Source organism: Gilliamella sp. X-60 (genome assembly GCF_057063585.1).
On record NZ_JBXSQJ010000030.1, the window covers coordinates 1 to 16,236 of the forward strand.

The 16,236-nt window shown below is 35.6% G+C and carries 14 protein-coding genes; 7 read left to right on the top strand and 7 right to left on the bottom strand.

Features of this window, described 5'->3' with window-relative positions:
• On the top strand, window positions 1–210 hold a 210-nt coding region (locus tag ACYIAM_RS12130; RefSeq protein ID WP_141671378.1), incomplete at its 5' end, for a transposase.
• Window positions 211–600: 390 nt separating this feature from the next.
• Here the strand turns inward: ACYIAM_RS12130 and lpdA are convergent.
• The 3 genes from lpdA to aceE are packed head-to-tail and all read right to left on the bottom strand — an operon-like array spanning window position 601 to window position 6,310.
• Entirely contained in the window at window positions 601–2,025 is a 1,425-nt protein-coding gene (gene lpdA / locus ACYIAM_RS12135) for a dihydrolipoyl dehydrogenase (RefSeq protein ID WP_174797237.1), read from the bottom strand.
• 16 nt (window positions 2,026–2,041) lie between these two features.
• The gene (gene aceF, locus ACYIAM_RS12140; protein ID WP_483748450.1) at window positions 2,042–3,631 is read right to left on the bottom strand and encodes a pyruvate dehydrogenase complex dihydrolipoyllysine-residue acetyltransferase; all 1,590 of its coding nucleotides are present in this window, start codon (window positions 3,629–3,631) and stop codon (window positions 2,042–2,044) included.
• Window positions 3,632–3,643: 12 nt separating this feature from the next.
• On the bottom strand, window positions 3,644–6,310 hold the full coding sequence (gene aceE, locus ACYIAM_RS12145) for a pyruvate dehydrogenase (acetyl-transferring), homodimeric type (RefSeq protein ID WP_483748451.1): 2,667 nt from the start codon (window positions 6,308–6,310) through the stop codon (window positions 3,644–3,646).
• Between the two features lie 362 nt (window positions 6,311–6,672).
• Here aceE and lipB point away from each other — a divergent pair, with 362 nt between their 5' ends.
• Both lipB and lipA read left to right on the top strand, forming a co-directional pair.
• Entirely contained in the window at window positions 6,673–7,293 is a 621-nt protein-coding gene (lipB, locus tag ACYIAM_RS12150; RefSeq protein ID WP_483748452.1) for a lipoyl(octanoyl) transferase LipB, read from the top strand.
• Window positions 7,294–7,303: 10 nt separating this feature from the next.
• Window positions 7,304–8,263: a lipoyl synthase gene (gene lipA / locus ACYIAM_RS12155; protein ID WP_174797241.1), complete on the top strand. Its 960-nt coding sequence runs from the start codon at window positions 7,304–7,306 to the stop codon at window positions 8,261–8,263.
• Between the two features lie 40 nt (window positions 8,264–8,303).
• Here the strand turns inward: lipA and ACYIAM_RS12160 are convergent, their stop codons facing one another.
• Window positions 8,304–10,076: a DUF3413 domain-containing protein gene (locus ACYIAM_RS12160; protein ID WP_483748453.1), complete on the bottom strand. Its 1,773-nt coding sequence runs from the start codon at window positions 10,074–10,076 to the stop codon at window positions 8,304–8,306.
• A 189-nt stretch (window positions 10,077–10,265) separates the two neighbouring features.
• Here ACYIAM_RS12160 and ACYIAM_RS12165 point away from each other — a divergent pair, with 189 nt between their 5' ends.
• The 3 genes from ACYIAM_RS12165 (at window position 10,266) to ACYIAM_RS12175 (ending at window position 13,394) form a co-directional block, all read left to right on the top strand.
• Window positions 10,266–12,038 carry an AAA family ATPase gene (locus ACYIAM_RS12165; protein WP_483748454.1) on the top strand — a complete coding sequence of 591 codons (1,773 nt, stop codon included), beginning with the start codon at window positions 10,266–10,268 and terminating at the stop codon, window positions 12,036–12,038.
• Between the two features lie 114 nt (window positions 12,039–12,152).
• Window positions 12,153–12,674: a bifunctional 3-hydroxydecanoyl-ACP dehydratase/trans-2-decenoyl-ACP isomerase gene (gene fabA, locus ACYIAM_RS12170; RefSeq protein ID WP_065581835.1), complete on the top strand. Its 522-nt coding sequence runs from the start codon at window positions 12,153–12,155 to the stop codon at window positions 12,672–12,674.
• 204 nt (window positions 12,675–12,878) lie between these two features.
• Window positions 12,879–13,394: a thermonuclease family protein gene (locus ACYIAM_RS12175; protein ID WP_174797244.1), complete on the top strand. Its 516-nt coding sequence runs from the start codon at window positions 12,879–12,881 to the stop codon at window positions 13,392–13,394.
• Between the two features lie 6 nt (window positions 13,395–13,400).
• Here ACYIAM_RS12175 and ACYIAM_RS12180 read toward each other — a convergent pair whose 3' ends face one another.
• From ACYIAM_RS12180 to proC, 3 genes are all read right to left on the bottom strand, one after another.
• Complete coding sequence (locus ACYIAM_RS12180; protein WP_174797245.1) at window positions 13,401–13,661, bottom strand: DUF5339 family protein; 261 nt, start codon at window positions 13,659–13,661, stop codon at window positions 13,401–13,403.
• Between the two features lie 171 nt (window positions 13,662–13,832).
• Window positions 13,833–14,042, bottom strand: coding sequence for a transcription antiterminator/RNA stability regulator CspE (cspE, locus tag ACYIAM_RS12185; RefSeq protein ID WP_034909833.1), 210 nt, complete (start codon window positions 14,040–14,042; stop codon window positions 13,833–13,835).
• A 645-nt stretch (window positions 14,043–14,687) separates the two neighbouring features.
• Window positions 14,688–15,497, bottom strand: a complete 810-nt coding sequence (proC, locus tag ACYIAM_RS12190) for a pyrroline-5-carboxylate reductase (protein ID WP_174797246.1) — start codon at window positions 15,495–15,497, stop codon at window positions 14,688–14,690.
• Window positions 15,498–15,832: 335 nt separating this feature from the next.
• On the opposite strand from proC, the gene ACYIAM_RS12195 reads away from it, so the two are divergent.
• Complete coding sequence (locus ACYIAM_RS12195) at window positions 15,833–16,165, top strand: hypothetical protein (protein WP_483748455.1); 333 nt, start codon at window positions 15,833–15,835, stop codon at window positions 16,163–16,165.
• The last annotated feature ends 71 nt before the right edge of the window (window positions 16,166–16,236 follow it).

A 16,236-nucleotide genomic window follows, 5' to 3' on the forward strand; every position in this document is an offset into this window, starting at 1 on the left:
ACGGTGATTGCTAAACGTAATTATGGTAAGGATATAGATAAAAGCAGTATGGATAGGTGCCTTTATCGCTATCGTCATTTAGTCGAGAATGCCTTTGCTAGAATCAAGCAATATCGTTCAATATCAACTAGATACGATAAGTTAGAAAGGAATTATGCCAGTATGGTATCACTGGCATTTATGTTAATGTGGCTGCCAATGTATTGTTGAGTAATTTATGTACAACAAAGATCAACAGCCCCTATTAATGGGTATTGTTTTTCTGAAAAATCTTTTTATATACTTACAGACAAATTCATCTGAGATAAATCATCTGAATAAAATCCTAAGTATTCTAATCTTTTTAATAATATAAAGATACCTATCAGCAATAACTAATATTAGCGTATTGACGGTTACGGAAGTTATCATGATAAATAACTTATTTATCTCTCGTTTTCATTAGGATTTGCATTTAGTCGTTCAATTCAATTTTTTACTGAAACGTAGTGTTTCCTGAAAGTTTTTTACAAAAATAAATTAGCTTATTTTAAGACAAATAAAAATGCCGTTAGTTTGAGCTAACGGCATTTTATTAAGTAAATAAATGACTTGTTGTCACTATTTTTTCTTTGCTTTGGCATTAGGTAAATCGGTGACTGAGCCTTCATAAATTTCAGAAGCTAAGCCGATTGATTCATGCAATGTTGGGTGAGCATGGATAGTTAATGCAATATCTTCTGCATCACAGCCCATTTCAACAGCTAAAGTGATTTCACCTAGTAATTCACCGCCATTTACACCAACAACCGCACCACCTAGCAAGCGATTATCTGCTTTATTGAAGATGAGTTTTGTCATCCCTTCTGAACAATCCGAAGCAATAGCGCGCCCTGATGCAGCCCATGGGAAGATTGACACTTCATAATCAATACCTTTTTCTTTCGCTTCTTTTTCAGTTAAGCCCACCCAAGCTACTTCAGGTTCAGTATAGGCAATAGAAGGAATAGTTTTTGGATCGAAGAAGTGTTTTTTACCAGCAATCACTTCTGCTGCCACATGCCCTTCGTGTACACCTTTGTGCGCAAGCATTGGTTGTCCCACAATATCACCAATGGCATAAATGTGTGGTACGTTAGTGCGCATCTGTTTATCCACTTCGATAAATCCACGATCGGTGACATTAACGCCAGCTTTTTCTGCACTAATTAACTTACCATTTGGCGTACGACCAATCGCCACTAATACCGCATCATAAGTATGGGTTTCGGTGGTGCCGTCTTTCTTTTCCATGGTGACGTAAATTGCATCATGTTTGGCTTCAACGGTGGTCACTTTGGTTTCCAATCGTAAAGTGAATTTCTTTTGGATCTGCTTAGTAAAGACTTTAATCACATCTTTATCCGCAGCTGGGATCACTTGGTCAAACATTTCAACCACATCCACTTCTGAACCTAATGCATGGTATACAGTACCCATTTCAAGGCCAATAATTCCGCCACCCATTAATAATAATTTTTTAGGAATGGTGGTTAGCGCTAAGGCATCTGTTGAATCCCAAATACGCGGATCATCATGTGGAATAAAAGGTAACTTAATTGGACGAGAACCCGCTGCAATAATGGCATTATCAAAGGTAATTTTAGTGATCCCTTTTGATGAAGTCACATCCATGGTATGACTACCAGTAAACTGAGCTTCACCTTGAATCACATTGACTTTGCGCATTTTTGCCATGCCAGCAAGCCCGTTAGTCAGCTGACTAATGACTTTTTCTTTCCAGCCACGCACTTTGTCTAATTCAAGTCTCGGCGTACCAAAATGGATACCATGTTCAGTTAATGATTTTGCTTCATCCATTACTTTAGCAACATGAAGTAATGCTTTTGATGGAATACAGCCTACATTTAAACAGACACCACCAAGTGTTGAATAACGTTCAACAAGGGTCACATCTAGTCCAAGGTCAGCCGCGCGGAACGCAGCGGAATAACCCGCTGGTCCTGCCCCTAAAACCACAACTTGCGTTTTAACATCTTGACTCATAATTTGATCTCCTTAATTACATCACTAAACGACGTAAGTCGGATAAGACGTTAACAATATGGCTTAAGAAGCGCGCACCATCCGCACCATCAATCACTCGGTGATCAAAGGATAATGATAAAGGTAACATTAAGCGTGGTGTAAACTCTTTACCATTCCAAACTGGTTTCATGCTAGAACGAGATACACCTAAAATACCCACTTCTGGTGCATTGACAATTGGTGTAAACGAGGTTGTACCAATACCACCAAGGCTAGAAATAGTGAAACATCCACCTTGCATATCGCTACCAGTCAATTTACCTTCACGCGCTTTTTTAGAAATTGCCGCAAGTTCTCGTGAAAGTTCAACAATGCCTTTTTTATCAACATCTTTAAATACTGGCACAACAAGACCATTTGGTGTATCAACAGCAACACCTATATTAATGTATTTTTTGATGATTAGCGTTTGAGCATCTTCAGATAATGAGCTATTAAAGCGTGGATACGCTGTTAATGCGCTAGCTACCGCTTTCATGATAAACACTAAAGGTGTGATCTTAAGGTCAAGTTTCTTCTTATCAGCTTCTGCATTTTGTTGCTTACGGAATGCTTCTAAATCAGTAATATCGGTTTCATCAAACTCTGTCACATGTGGAATCATGACCCAGTTACGGTGTAAATTTGCACCTGATACTTTTTGAATTTTAGTTAATGGTAGGCTTTCAACTTCACCAAATTTGCTGAAATCGACTTTCGGCCATGGTAATAAACCTGGTAATGCACCGCCAGCAGCACCACTTTCAATTTGCTTAACGGCATTTTTAACGTACGCTTGAATGTCTTCACGTAAAATACGGTTTTTAGGACCTGTCGCGGTGACTTTAGCGAGATTTACGCTAAATTCACGCGCTAAACGGCGCACTGATGGAGTTGCATGCGCATAAGCATCATTTTCAACAAATTCATTGCCTGATGTTACAGGCGCTGATTGTGCGGTAACAGGCGCTGGTGTTGGTGCTGGTGTGGCTTTTTCAGCAACAGGTGCTGCCGCTACCGGCGCTGTTTGAGTAGCTGGTGCTGCACTGGTTGTTACTTCAAATTCCATAATTTTGGAACCTGTTTTCACCTTATCGCCTACTTTCACTGTGATACTTTTAACCGTGCCGGCAATGGTTGCGGGTACTTCCATTGACGCTTTATCACCTTCAACGGTAATTAACGAATCATCAACAGATATAGTATCGCCAACTTTTACTAAAAGTTCGGTCACTTCAACTTCATCGCCACCAATATCAGGTACATTGACATCAACAGTTTGACTCGCAGCAGCAGTTGGTGCGACTTCAACTTTTGGTGCTTCTTGTGCTGGAGCCGCAGGCTCTGCACCACCCTGTTCATCAAAGACCATAATGTCCACACCTGTTTGGACTTTATCGCCAATTTTTACCGAAATAGATTTAACAATACCGGCTTGTGGTGCTGGGATTTCCATTGATGCTTTATCACCTTCAACAGTCATAATTGACTGATCAGCTTCAACTTTGTCACCTACATTAACCAGAATTTCGGTCACCTCGACCTCATCACCGCCAATATCTGGTAATTTAATTTGAATACTCATTATAACAACCTCTTATGCAATTCGTGGATTAAGTTTATCAGCATTGATTTCGAATTTTTTGATCGCTTCTTCAACAACGCTAACTTCGATATCACCACGTTTAGCAAGTTCACCCAATGCTGCAACTACAACATAAGATGCATCAACTTCAAAGTGATGGCGTAAATTTTCACGGCTATCACTGCGACCAAAGCCGTCAGTACCAAGCACTCGATAACTTTCAGCAGGTACAAATCCACGAATTTGCTCAGCAAAAATTTTCATATAATCAGTTGAAACTACTGCTGGATTGTTATTCATAATTTGTGCAACATAAGGCACTTTTGGTGTTTCACTTGGATGTAGCATATTGTATCGTTCACAATCTTGTCCATCACGAGCAAGTTCAGTAAATGATGTTACGCTATAAACTTCAGAACTAATGCCATAGTTTTTAGCTAAGATGTCAGCCGCATCACGTACATGACGTAAAATCGAACCAGAACCTAATAATTGAACAGTCGGTTTACCTTTTTGACCTTCAACAGTATCAAGTTTATAAATACCACGACGAATGCCTTCTTCTGCACCTTCTGGCATTGCAGGCTGTGCATAGTTTTCATTGAGTGTTGTAATATAGTAGTAAACGTTTTCTTGTTCGCCATACATACGACGTAAACCGTCTTGCATAATAACCGCAACTTCATAAGCATAAGCAGGATCATATGAGATACAGTTAGGTATGGTTAATGATTGAATGTGGCTATGACCATCTTGGTGTTGTAAGCCTTCACCATTTAATGTTGTACGACCTGATGTACCACCGATCATAAATCCGCGTGCTTGCTGATCGCCAGCTGCCCACATTAAATCGCCAATACGTTGGAAACCGAACATAGAATAATAAATGTAGAATGGAATCATTGGGAAATCATTGGTGCTATATGATGTCGCAGCAGCTAACCATGAAGCGGTTGCACCACATTCATTAATCCCTTCTTGTAAAATTTGACCTTTTTCGTCTTCACGATAATAAGCAACTTGCTCTTTATCTTGTGGCGTATATTGTTGCCCATGTGGGTTATAAATCCCAATTTGACGGAATAAACCTTCCATACCAAAAGTACGCGCTTCATCAGCCAAAATTGGTACTAAGCGTGGTGCTAATTCTTTATCCTTAAGCATGATGTTAAGTGCACGGACAAACGCAATTGTGGTAGAAATTTCTTTTGACTGTGCTTCAAGTAATGACGAAAATTCGCTTAATGATGGAATAGAAACCGTACCAGAGAATTTGGTTAATCTTGACGGAACATAACCATGTAATGCATTACGACGTTCATGAATATATTTGTATTCTGGCGTGTGTTCCTCAAATTTGATATAAGGTAATTTTTCAAGAGCTTCATCTGTTACAGGAATATTGAAGAAATCACGAACATGACGCACACCATCCATATTCATTTTTTTCACTTGGTGAGCAATATTTTTCGCTTCGGCTGCAGCACCCATACCATAACCTTTAATGGTGTGAGCAAGAATAACAGTTGGGCGATCTTTAGTTTCTTTTGCTCGTTGGAATGCAGCAAACATTTTAGCTGGATCTTGACCACCACGGTTTAATCTAAAGATTTCTTCATCAGACATATCTTTAACTAATTCAGCAGTTTCTGGATATTTGCCAAAGAAATGCTCACGCACATAAGCGCCATCTTTTGATTTTAATGTTTGATAATCACCATCAAGCGTTTCATTCATTAGACGAATTAATTTACCTGATTTATCTTTTTGTAGTAATTTATCCCAACGATCGCCCCAAAGAACTTTAATCACATTCCAGCCTGCGCCAGCAAATACACCTTCAAGTTCATTAATAATTTTACCATTACCGGTTACTGGACCATCTAATCGTTGTAAATTACAGTTGATAACAAATACCAAATTATCTAATTTTTCACGCGTTGCAACGGTGATTGCGCCTTTTGATTCAGGCTCATCCATCTCACCATCACCTAAGAAAGCATAGACAGTTTGTTCAGAAGTATCTTTTAGTCCACGATTTTCTAAATATTTTAAAAAACGTGCTTGATAAATAGCACTAATAGGACCAAGCCCCATTGAGACTGTTGGGAATTGCCAAAATTCAGGAAGTAATTTAGGATGAGGGTAAGAAGGGAGTCCTTTACCATGTACTTCTTGGCGGAAATTATCAAGTTGTTCTTCGGTTAAACGACCTTCAATAAATGCGCGTGAATAAACACCTGGTGAAATATGCCCTTGGAAATAAACCAGATCACCACCATCTTTTTCATTGCGTGCACGGAAGAAATGGTTAAAGCAAACTTCATAAAACGTAGCAGCAGACTGAAACGATGCCATATGACCACCTAGTTCCAGATCTTTTTTTGATGCCCTTAGCACCATCATAATTGCATTCCAGCGAACAATTGAACGAATGCGACGTTCTATTTCCCAATCGCCAGGATAAGCAGGTTGTTCTTCTACAGGGATAGTATTGACATAATTACTTGTTGAAGAACCAAAAAGTAGTGGTACACCGCCATCTCTTGCTTTATTGACTATTTGTTCAATAATATATTGTGCACGTTCTATACCTTCTTCGCGAATAATTGAATCAAGACTCTTGAGCCAATCTTGTGTTTCAATGGGATCGATATCATTCACTTGCATATCCGACATATAAAAACCTCTTTTTTGTTTAAAAAAATGCAGTATTTGCTATCCTTAGCTATAAATAACTATATAAATTACAACCCTGCATTATGGAGTTTCACCGCATAAGTCTGCCATTTTCAAAAAAAAAGTAAAGCAAACCAAAGCTTAGAAAAGAATGTTAATTCCTATCAAATTAATCAACTATTTCAATGGTGACATTTACAACAGTGCTAGTTATTTGATAAAAACCAAATTTTAGTAATGAATAAATACAAAAAAATAGCTAGAATGTCTATACCGAAATCATCTACAAGTTGTCAAATTGTAGTAAAATCTGATATATATTCACAAATTTTTTGTTAATACCAATGACAATAAGCAATACCATGAGCATTAATAATGTTATCGTCCAAGACCTACATATTGTTCCTTATATGCAAACTTATCAAGCTATGCATGACTTTACCCAAAATCGTCATGAACAAACACTTGATGAAATTTGGTTAGTAGAACATCAACCTGTATTTACCCAAGGAAAAGTGGGTAAAGCTGAACATTTATTAAATTGTACAGATATTCCTGTTATTCAAACTGATCGCGGCGGTCAAATTACCTATCATGCACCCGGTCAACAAATCATGTATACCCTAATTGACTTAAGAAGACGCCATATTGGTATTCGTGATATGGTCAGTTTTTTAGAAAATAGTGTCATTCAAACTTTAGCGCACTATGGTATCATAGCTTACACAAAAGCAGAGGCTCCAGGAGTGTATATTGATCATAAAAAAATTTGTTCGCTCGGTTTGCATATAAACCGAGGTTGTACACTACATGGGCTGGCATTAAATATTGATATGGATCTTGCCCCTTTCAATAACATTAACCCTTGTGGTTATGCTGGATTACAAATGACACAATTAAAAGACTATGTTTTAAATATCGACCGTAACGAAATTAAACAACGATTAACCGATAATTTTATCAATCATCTACCTAAGTATTAAGATACCTAATATGCAAAATAATGAAACAACGATCAGAAGCTCAAAATATCGTGATGCTGACAAAACACGCTTAATCCCAACAATCACATTAGAAGATGCAACGCCACTTAAAAAACCTGAATGGATGCGAATTAAGTTATCTGCTCACTCTGATAATATTGCACATATCAAAAACACCATGCGCAAACATGGGCTGCATTCAGTTTGTGAAGAAGCCTCTTGTCCTAACTTAGCAGAATGCTTTAACCATGGTACAGCCACTTTTATGATTTTGGGCGATATTTGTACTCGCCGTTGCCCATTTTGTGATGTTGCCCATGGCAGACCATTACCCCCAGATCGCGAAGAACCCATAAAACTGGCTAAAACAATTCAAGAGATGAAGTTGCGCTATGTCGTTATAACCTCTGTGGATAGGGACGATTTAAAAGATGGGGGTGCAAGTCATTTTGCCTCTTGTACTCAAGAAATCCGAACCTTAAATCCAAATATAAAAGTTGAAACACTCACCCCCGATTTTCGTGGCTGTATTGATGAAGCAATTGAAGTGTTAAGCGATAATCCACCTGATGTGTTTAATCATAACTTAGAGAATATCCCTCGTTTATATAAAAAGATCCGTCCTGGTGCTAGCTATGAAGGATCACTCAATTTACTGGCTAGGTTTAAAGAGCGACATCCAGAAATTCCAACAAAATCGGGCTTGATGGTTGGACTAGGTGAAACAAACGAAGAGTTAATTCAAGTATTAAAGGATTTACGGAGTCATGGTGTGACTATGTTAACGCTGGGTCAATATTTACAACCAAGTAAATATCATTTACCAGTTGAACGTTATGTGTCACCACAAGAATTTGAAGAGTTGAAGCAAACAGCATTAAATATGGGATTTACCCATGCTGCTTGTGGACCATTTGTGCGTTCATCCTATCATGCTGATTTACAGGCAATGGGTAAAGAGGTGAAGTAATCTTCACCCTCTTTTTATTGCTCTATATTCGACAGTTAAATCAATTATCCACTACCATAAAACGGCGATTTTCAGTGACTATTTGTAAAAAGATCGGCAAGCTGATTTTTTCGCCTTTTTGTAATTTACCATTAGGATCATAAATTTTAGAACGGCCAAAGGCATCTAAAACCACTGTTTTATCATCATAAATTGCAGCAATGGTATTTTCATCACCCGCAACGAGCCACTGTCTAGATTTTCCCTTAAATAGATTTCTACCTTGATTATATTGCTGTGGTGGCGTAGTCACATGAAATACGTCTTGCATTAATGTACACATAATATCGGTTTGCGAAGATGCTTCTGCTATTTGAGCACTTTCTTTATTAGGCCATGACATAATCAATGGTACTTTTAATGATGCACGGTTAAAATCACTACCTGTATTGCGTAGTGCTATTTTTTTCGCTTCATCAATTTTAATATCATTCGTACCAGTAATAATAATCACCGTATCATCGTAAGCATTCGATAATCTTAAATAAGCAATTAAGGATTCAATATACTGATCTAACTTTTTAGCTTCAATTTGAAGATCAGATATCGCAATTTTTTTGTTTTTATCACCTAACGAATATTGGATGATAGAAAATAAAGGCGCATGATTATCCAAATGATTCTGTTCTTCATGCCATGCTCTCCAATTTTCGGTTATTTGTTTATTGGATTGTTTTTTAGGCTCTGGTATTGAAAAATTAGATAATAATGCAGAACGATATAAAGGTTCAGCAAAACCGTCTGCTGAAAACAGACCTAAATTATAGTGCTGTTTAGTCACAACCTCGAGCAATACAGAAGGCTTATGTCCAACTAAAATACTATTATAGTAGTTAGGATCTAATCCGTAAAATAATGAAAAGTCATTCAAATATGACTGATTACTTGCACCATAATGATTTGTAAAGGTAATATTATCTTGAGCAAACGCATTCAATCTAGGCATATGTTTAGTTAATAAATTTGTATTCCACCCATCAATAACAATCATAAGCACATTATTTTTTATCGGTTGTTTATCATAAACAATACGTCCTAATGGGTATTCAGTTGCCATCGCAAAAGGATTGCCTTCTTGAGCAACACGATCGCGATAACCGTTTTCTTTCATAAAGCCATACCGTTCAAGAAAATGGCGAGCAGTTAAAGGATAAGAAAGCGGAAGGCTTGAACGTTGCATGGTAATGGGGCGATAAAAATTAGCATCAGCCCAACTATGGATCAAATGTGAGGCAACGAAGCAAACAATAAAAAAAATCACAACTGGTTTTGCATAGCGTTTGCGTTTACTTAAGCTACGTAGTTTTTTCCAACTCCATAATGCAAATAAAATCTCAATCAATAAAACAAAGGGAATGGCAATAAATACCGTACTTAAATAAGAAACTTTTTGCGATGAGAATAATTGCCAAATCGACAAATTCAGATGCATTCTAAAATGCGAAAAAACTTCAATATCAATAATCAGTAATGAAATACCGACTGTTGCAAAAACCGTTGCAATAATCCTTTGCCATCGCGACGAATAAATAAAAAAACTTAGCGGAAAAAGTAGAACTAAATAAGCGACAAAGGTCAAATAACTAAAATGACCAATGGAGCTAATGATTGCATAAAACCGCCCCATGAAAGTACGAGGCCAATCCGCAATAAGTAAATATTGACTACCAAGCAAAATTACAACAAAAATATTAAACAACGTAAACCAATGCCCCCAGCTAACAATTTGTGAGGCACGATCGTCTTTGAAGTAAGTATTTTTGATTTTGAGCATGTTTAGTCGTTGATAATGGTGATAGTGAAGCTAAATAAACAATAAATTTTGACTTAGTTTACCTGATTTTGAAAAATCTTTCTGTAAATTTTTTATTTGTTAGCATAAAGATTTTGGTAAGCTGTTGGCGATACTTCGGATACTTGTTATAATTTGAAGATGAAATAAGCTAACAAAAAGACAATAATTTTGGCCATTACACAACTCAACGCACAACAAATCCAACCCGATTTATCTTATTTTTCTAAACGCAAAAACACGACAAATACTTCAACAGTATTAACATCAGAAAAATCAGAACATTTACTCATGTGGCAACCTCGCGCTGCATCTGCTTTATCCCTGTTATGCTCCCCAAAAAGAGAATGTTATAGCCCTCGTTTTATATTGCTTAAAGCGCCTGAAAGTGAACTTCTTTTTGATTTACTAAGACGAGCCATTAAATGTGATTTATCACCAGCATCTCTCGGTTATAGTTATTTTTTTAGCGAAAGCAAAATTACACTAACCGAAGCGAAAAGCAAGCAAGATAATTTTGCAGCTCAAGATAATTGCTTATTTGCTTCTTCTGTTGATGCTGAAAAACTTTTTGGTTGTGTTAGACAACCTGAAAATGGCCCAATTAAATTACACGCAGGACTAGTTCATCGTGCTAACGGTGGCGTTTTAATTTTAGGTCTTCGCTCGCTACTTAGCCAACCATCGTTATGGACAAAGCTAAAGCACATGATAATGAAACAAGAATTTGAGTGGAGTTCATCTGACGAATCTCATCCTTTACCCTTATCTATTCCGCCTATGCCACTTGATTTACGTGTCATTTTAGTCGGAGATAGATTAAGTTTAGCCGAATTACAAGATTTCGAACCTGAATTTTATTCAACATCTATTTACACTGAATTTGAAAATGAATTACAGATTAAATCACCCGAACAACTTGAACACTGGATTAACTATTTAAAATTTATTGCCCATAAACAGCAATTACCCGATATTGATACCTCGGCTATTGCAAAAATTTACAAAGTAGCAACTCGCTATACTGGTGACCAATATTATCTACCCCTTTCGGTTGATTGGGTTAATTCATTATTAGTCAATGCAACTTACTTTATGCAAAATAATGTAATAGACGAATCAGCGATTACAACTGCGATCAAGAGAAAATCATGGCACGAAGATTATTTGCAAGATAGAGTGCATGATGAAATATTTAGTAATCAAATAATGATTAATACGAAAGATCAAGTGGTTGGACAAATAAATGGTTTATCGGTAATTGAATATCCTGGACATCCAAAAGCTATCGGCGAACCGACACGTTTAAGTTGCCTTATTCATTTTGGCGATGGTGAGCTCATTGATATTGAACGCAAAACAGAATTAGCCGGTAATATTCATTCAAAAGGAATGATGATAATGCAGGCTTTTATCATGTCTGAGTTTGCATTTAATCACCAATTACCTTTTTCGACTTCTTTGGTTTTTGAGCAATCTTATAGTGAAATTGATGGTGATAGTGCTTCGCTTGCCGGACTTTGTGCAATCATTAGCGCTTTATCTCAGCAACCTATCGATCAGCAGTTGGCTGTAACCGGTTCAGTGGATCAATTTGGTCATGTTCAAGCAATTGGAGGTGTTAACGAAAAAATTGAAGGATTTTTTGCCGTTTGTCAGCATCAAGGCTTAACAGGTCAACAAGGAGTGATCATACCAGCCACCAATCAACGCCATTTAAGTTTAAGTGATGAAGTTATTGAAGCTATTGAACAAGATAAGTTTTCAATATGGACAGTTGAACATATTGCCGATGCTCTTTATTTGCTGACAGGTATTCCGTATAAAGATAAAAGTAGTATCAATCTTTACCAATTAATTCATGCGCGTATGCAGGCAGCATTATTACAAGACAAAAAACAAGATAGTTGGCTAACTAAATGGCAAAAATATTGCAAAAAGTAACAATACCCAATAAACTTTAGCCCAAAATTTTATTCATTATGGAATAAATAAGAGCTAGGTAACTTTCAATTTTTTAAAGCATGTTTTAATTTACATTAAATAAAAGGTTTTTTTATGACATTTGAACGTAAATCATCGTACGATAAAGCTGATTTAATTAAATCAGGAAATAATGAACTATTTGGCCATGATGGCCCTCCATTACCATCTGATTTAATGTTAATGATGGATCGTGTTATCGAGATGAATGAAAACGGTGGTAATTTTGGCAAAGGTTTTGTCGAGGCAGAACTTGATATTAATCCTGATTTATGGTTTTTTAAATGTCATTTTAAAAATGATCCAGTTATGCCTGGTTGCCTAGGGCTTGATGCTATGTGGCAATTGGTAGGCTTTTATTTAGGTTGGATTGGCGGTAAAGGTAAAGGGCGAGCTTTAGGTGTTGGTGAAGTAAAATTCACTGGACAAGTATTACCAACCAATAAAAAAGTGACTTATAAAATCCATTTTAAACGCGTAATTAACCGCAAATTAATTATGGGTATTGGTGATGGTGAAGTTTTTGTTGATGGCAAATTAATTTACCAAGCATCTGATTTAAAAGTAGGTTTATTCCAAGATACCAATACTTTTTAATTTAAAAATCTTCCCCACCCCAATCAGCCATACACAATATAAGTATGGCTGAATATAATGCTTTTTCTCATTAAAAATAATTTATCATCGCTAAGTTAGATTTTGTTTATCATGGTGTAAACACAAAAGCAGACATGAAACAAACGGCTAATTATCAAGTAAAAATATCATCACAACGTCGTAAGTTTCAATAATCAATGTATAATGCTACAAATTATTATACCTTTTTTATTTATCATGAATTACTTAAAACACTTATTGATTTTTATTATTCTATCTTTTTTATCAAATACGCTAGCTTATGCTGATTTCAGTGGTAAAGTTGTCAAAGTGATTGATGGAGACACAGTAGATATTTTGACGGTAAAAAAGCAAAAAATTCGTGTTCGATTACTTGATATTGATGCGCCAGAAAGAGGGCAAGCCTTTGGTAATGCATCACGAAGATATTTAGCCTCACTCATTGCGGGTAAAAATGTTTTTGTCAAAGAAAATAAAAAGGATATCTATAAAAGAACTTTAGGTACTATCTTTTTTAATAAGGTGAATATCAATGCCAAAATGGTAGAAAGTGGTTACGCTTGGGCTTATCGTTATAAAGGGGTTGCTGACAACAAGATAATGGTAAAATTAGAGGTAAGTGCAAAACAAACCCAAAAAGGGCTATGGAAAGATAAACATCCTATAGCTCCTTGGGATTTTCGTCATAATAAACGATAAATTATATTATTTTTTAAATAAATTTGCTTCAGCTTGTTGAAGAAAATCCATACCTCGCTTACAAGCTGGAGCTTGATTATCTGCAGACAGTGACGAAATTTGTTGTTTAGCCAGTTCAACGCTTTGTTTAATCATATCAGATTGTTGTTTAGGAATTGCTTTCATAAAACTGTCAAGTTTATCAAAATAGGTTTTACATGATTCAGTTAAATCCGCCATAGAAATTGAAGAAAAACCTAATAACACAATAAATAGTAATCTTTTCATTTTCTTTCCTTATATCATAAGTTTATTGCTAATATCATGAAAAATGATAATTAATACTAGAAATAGCCAGAATATGGTAAAGAATTTAAGGCGGGAAGTCTATATAAGAAAATACCCTATCAGTAACAATTTACCGATAGGGTAGCAAAACTAAAAAATAAAATATAAATCTTAGATGATGGTAACATCTGCTGCCGCAGGACCACGAGGGCTGTCTTGAATTGAGAATTCTACTTGTTGACCTTCGCCTAATGTTTTGAATCCATCACCAGAAATTGCTGAAAAATGTACAAATACATCTTTACTACCATCAGCAGGAGAAATAAAACCAAAACCTTTACTTTCGTTGAACCATTTAACTTGACCAGTTTTCTTAGACATAATAATCTTCCTATAAATAAATTAATCTTAGCCATTAAGGCTATATTCAAAAACATAAAACCTAGATTACTCACTAACACTAAGAAGAAGATACTGAAGAAAACTAATCTCTAAGACATCGTAAACTACAAACTACATATATCTAAATGTTACAAAATAAATCCGCATGTCGTATGCTTAGTTCTATTTACGCATAAAAAAATAACTAATGCAAGAAATCTTTTGAAAGATTTGTTAATAGTACTGAAATAGAACAATTCATAATTGTTAATTCAATTGCATAACATTATAAATTTATAACTTATTTTTTGGAATAACTGAATTTAACAGTGTTATCAGCTAACTTCGCAATAAATATCAACAAAAAAGAGAAAGTTGTCTAGCTACACGAATAACAGCATCAATTAAATATTCTGGTATAATCTCGGCTTCGTCAATATTAGTACGTACAATACTTTGTTATTTTATTATTAATTTAATTCAGCCAATGGCAAAAGAAAGATGTTTTATTTACGCTTTATCCTGCACATTTTCTATATTACACAAGTTCAATCATGATTTAGATTTAATCATATCTCTTGATTGACAATATCATCATAGTTATTTGATAAATTTTAATATTTTAAATATAACTAAATTTTATATTTATTTTTCTGCAAGCTCTTTAGATTTATTAATTGTTGCCTCTACAGCATCAATTACCGCTGATCTAAATCCTTTAGCTTCAAGCATTTGTACCCCTTCAATCGTAGTGCCCGCAGGTGAACAAACCATATCTTTTAATTCACCTGGATGTTTACCTGTTTCTAATAATAGTTTTGCCGAACCCAAAACTGCTTGTGCAGCAAATTTATAGGCTTGTTTTCTTGATAATCCGCCTTTAACTGCACCATCAGCTAAAGCTTCAATAAACATAAACACAAACGCTGGCGAAGATCCACTTGCGCCAATAACTGCATCGATTAAAGATTCAGGAACAATCTCAGTTTTGCCAATGCAATTTAATAATGTTTGTACTATTGACAACTCTTTATGGGTAATTTCAGAATTCGGTGTAATTGAGCACATAGCGGCATTGACAAGCGCTGGGGTATTTGGCATAACGCGAACAATTTTTTGCTCATAGCCCACACATTTTGCAATTGTCTTAATAGTGACACCAGCAGCAATTGAAATAACGATAGTATCTCTTTTTAATTCTTTTTGAATATCATTAAGCACATCAACAATCACATTAGGTTTAACCGCAACCAATACAATATCTGACTCACGAACAACATCTCTTGCTGAATCCAGATTATTAACTGAATAAGTTTGATTAAGCGCTTGACCTTTTTCTAAATGAGGATCATAAACATAAAGCTGTGTTCCTGATACAATATTACTGCCCAAAATGCCTTGCAAAATTGCCGTGCCCATGTTTCCTAAACCAATAAAACCAATTTTTTGTTCCATTTATTAATCACTTTTAGTATCTATACTTGTTGACAATTATAGAATATTTTTTGATCCAAAACCCAACTTTTACCAAAATAGTTTATTGTTAACTATATTCACAAGTATTTTTAAATTGAAGCAGAACGCGATAATTGAAGTTAAAATTGCTTGATAATTGAGATGTTTTGGATTTTCTGTATATGAAAAGGAATTACTTATATTGAATTAACTGTATTCAGTTTGACATATTTTCTACATAAATTACAATTATATCTGTTATTCTAGGTTGGCTTGAATAACAGAATCAAGTCATATTTTCAACTAGTTTTATTTATATTACGGGAAGGAAAATAATGTCAAAACAAGCAAGCGGATTTTTTGCAGATAGTATTTTATTGGCAATTGGTCGTGCTGTATTGCGTAAGCAGATTCGTGATAATCGAAGTATTTCAGACACAGAGGCTATGGGACATGCGATGGTAATACAGGGGCGTTATAATTTTGTGCCACAAGATAAAATCAATATTTTCTGTAACGAAGTAGTTCGTGCTTTTCGCTACGTAGAACAACGAGAATTGCAATCTGTTAGCCGTGTAGCGTATACACGTTTTCAACTTCACGAGTTAACAGGAAATTCAATATTAGATACCCAGTTGATAGCTGATCTTGAGGGCGCTTCAGCTTAAATAGAAATGAAAATTTTTTATTACCTATACTTCAAAATAACTAAGCCCAAATATTTTTACTTGGGCTTAGT

What these genes read in the sequence shown, in the direction of transcription:
- lpdA (WP_174797237.1), bottom strand. Translation starts at nt 2,025, where the DNA reads ATGAGTCAAGATGTTAAAACGCAAGTTGTGGTTTTAGGGGCAGGACCA.
- ACYIAM_RS12180 (WP_174797245.1), bottom strand. Translation starts at nt 13,661, where the DNA reads ATGAAAAGATTACTATTTATTGTGTTATTAGGTTTTTCTTCAATTTCT.
- ACYIAM_RS12195 (WP_483748455.1), top strand. Translation starts at nt 15,833, where the DNA reads ATGTCAAAACAAGCAAGCGGATTTTTTGCAGATAGTATTTTATTGGCA.
- proC (WP_174797246.1), bottom strand. Translation starts at nt 15,497, where the DNA reads ATGGAACAAAAAATTGGTTTTATTGGTTTAGGAAACATGGGCACGGCA.
- fabA (WP_065581835.1), top strand. Translation starts at nt 12,153, where the DNA reads ATGACATTTGAACGTAAATCATCGTACGATAAAGCTGATTTAATTAAA.
- ACYIAM_RS12160 (WP_483748453.1), bottom strand. Translation starts at nt 10,076, where the DNA reads ATGCTCAAAATCAAAAATACTTACTTCAAAGACGATCGTGCCTCACAA.
- aceE (WP_483748451.1), bottom strand. Translation starts at nt 6,310, where the DNA reads ATGTCGGATATGCAAGTGAATGATATCGATCCCATTGAAACACAAGAT.
- lipB (WP_483748452.1), top strand. Translation starts at nt 6,673, where the DNA reads ATGAGCATTAATAATGTTATCGTCCAAGACCTACATATTGTTCCTTAT.
- lipA (WP_174797241.1), top strand. Translation starts at nt 7,304, where the DNA reads ATGCAAAATAATGAAACAACGATCAGAAGCTCAAAATATCGTGATGCT.
- ACYIAM_RS12175 (WP_174797244.1), top strand. Translation starts at nt 12,879, where the DNA reads ATGCTACAAATTATTATACCTTTTTTATTTATCATGAATTACTTAAAA.
- cspE (WP_034909833.1), bottom strand. Translation starts at nt 14,042, where the DNA reads ATGTCTAAGAAAACTGGTCAAGTTAAATGGTTCAACGAAAGTAAAGGT.
- aceF (WP_483748450.1), bottom strand. Translation starts at nt 3,631, where the DNA reads ATGAGTATTCAAATTAAATTACCAGATATTGGCGGTGATGAGGTCGAG.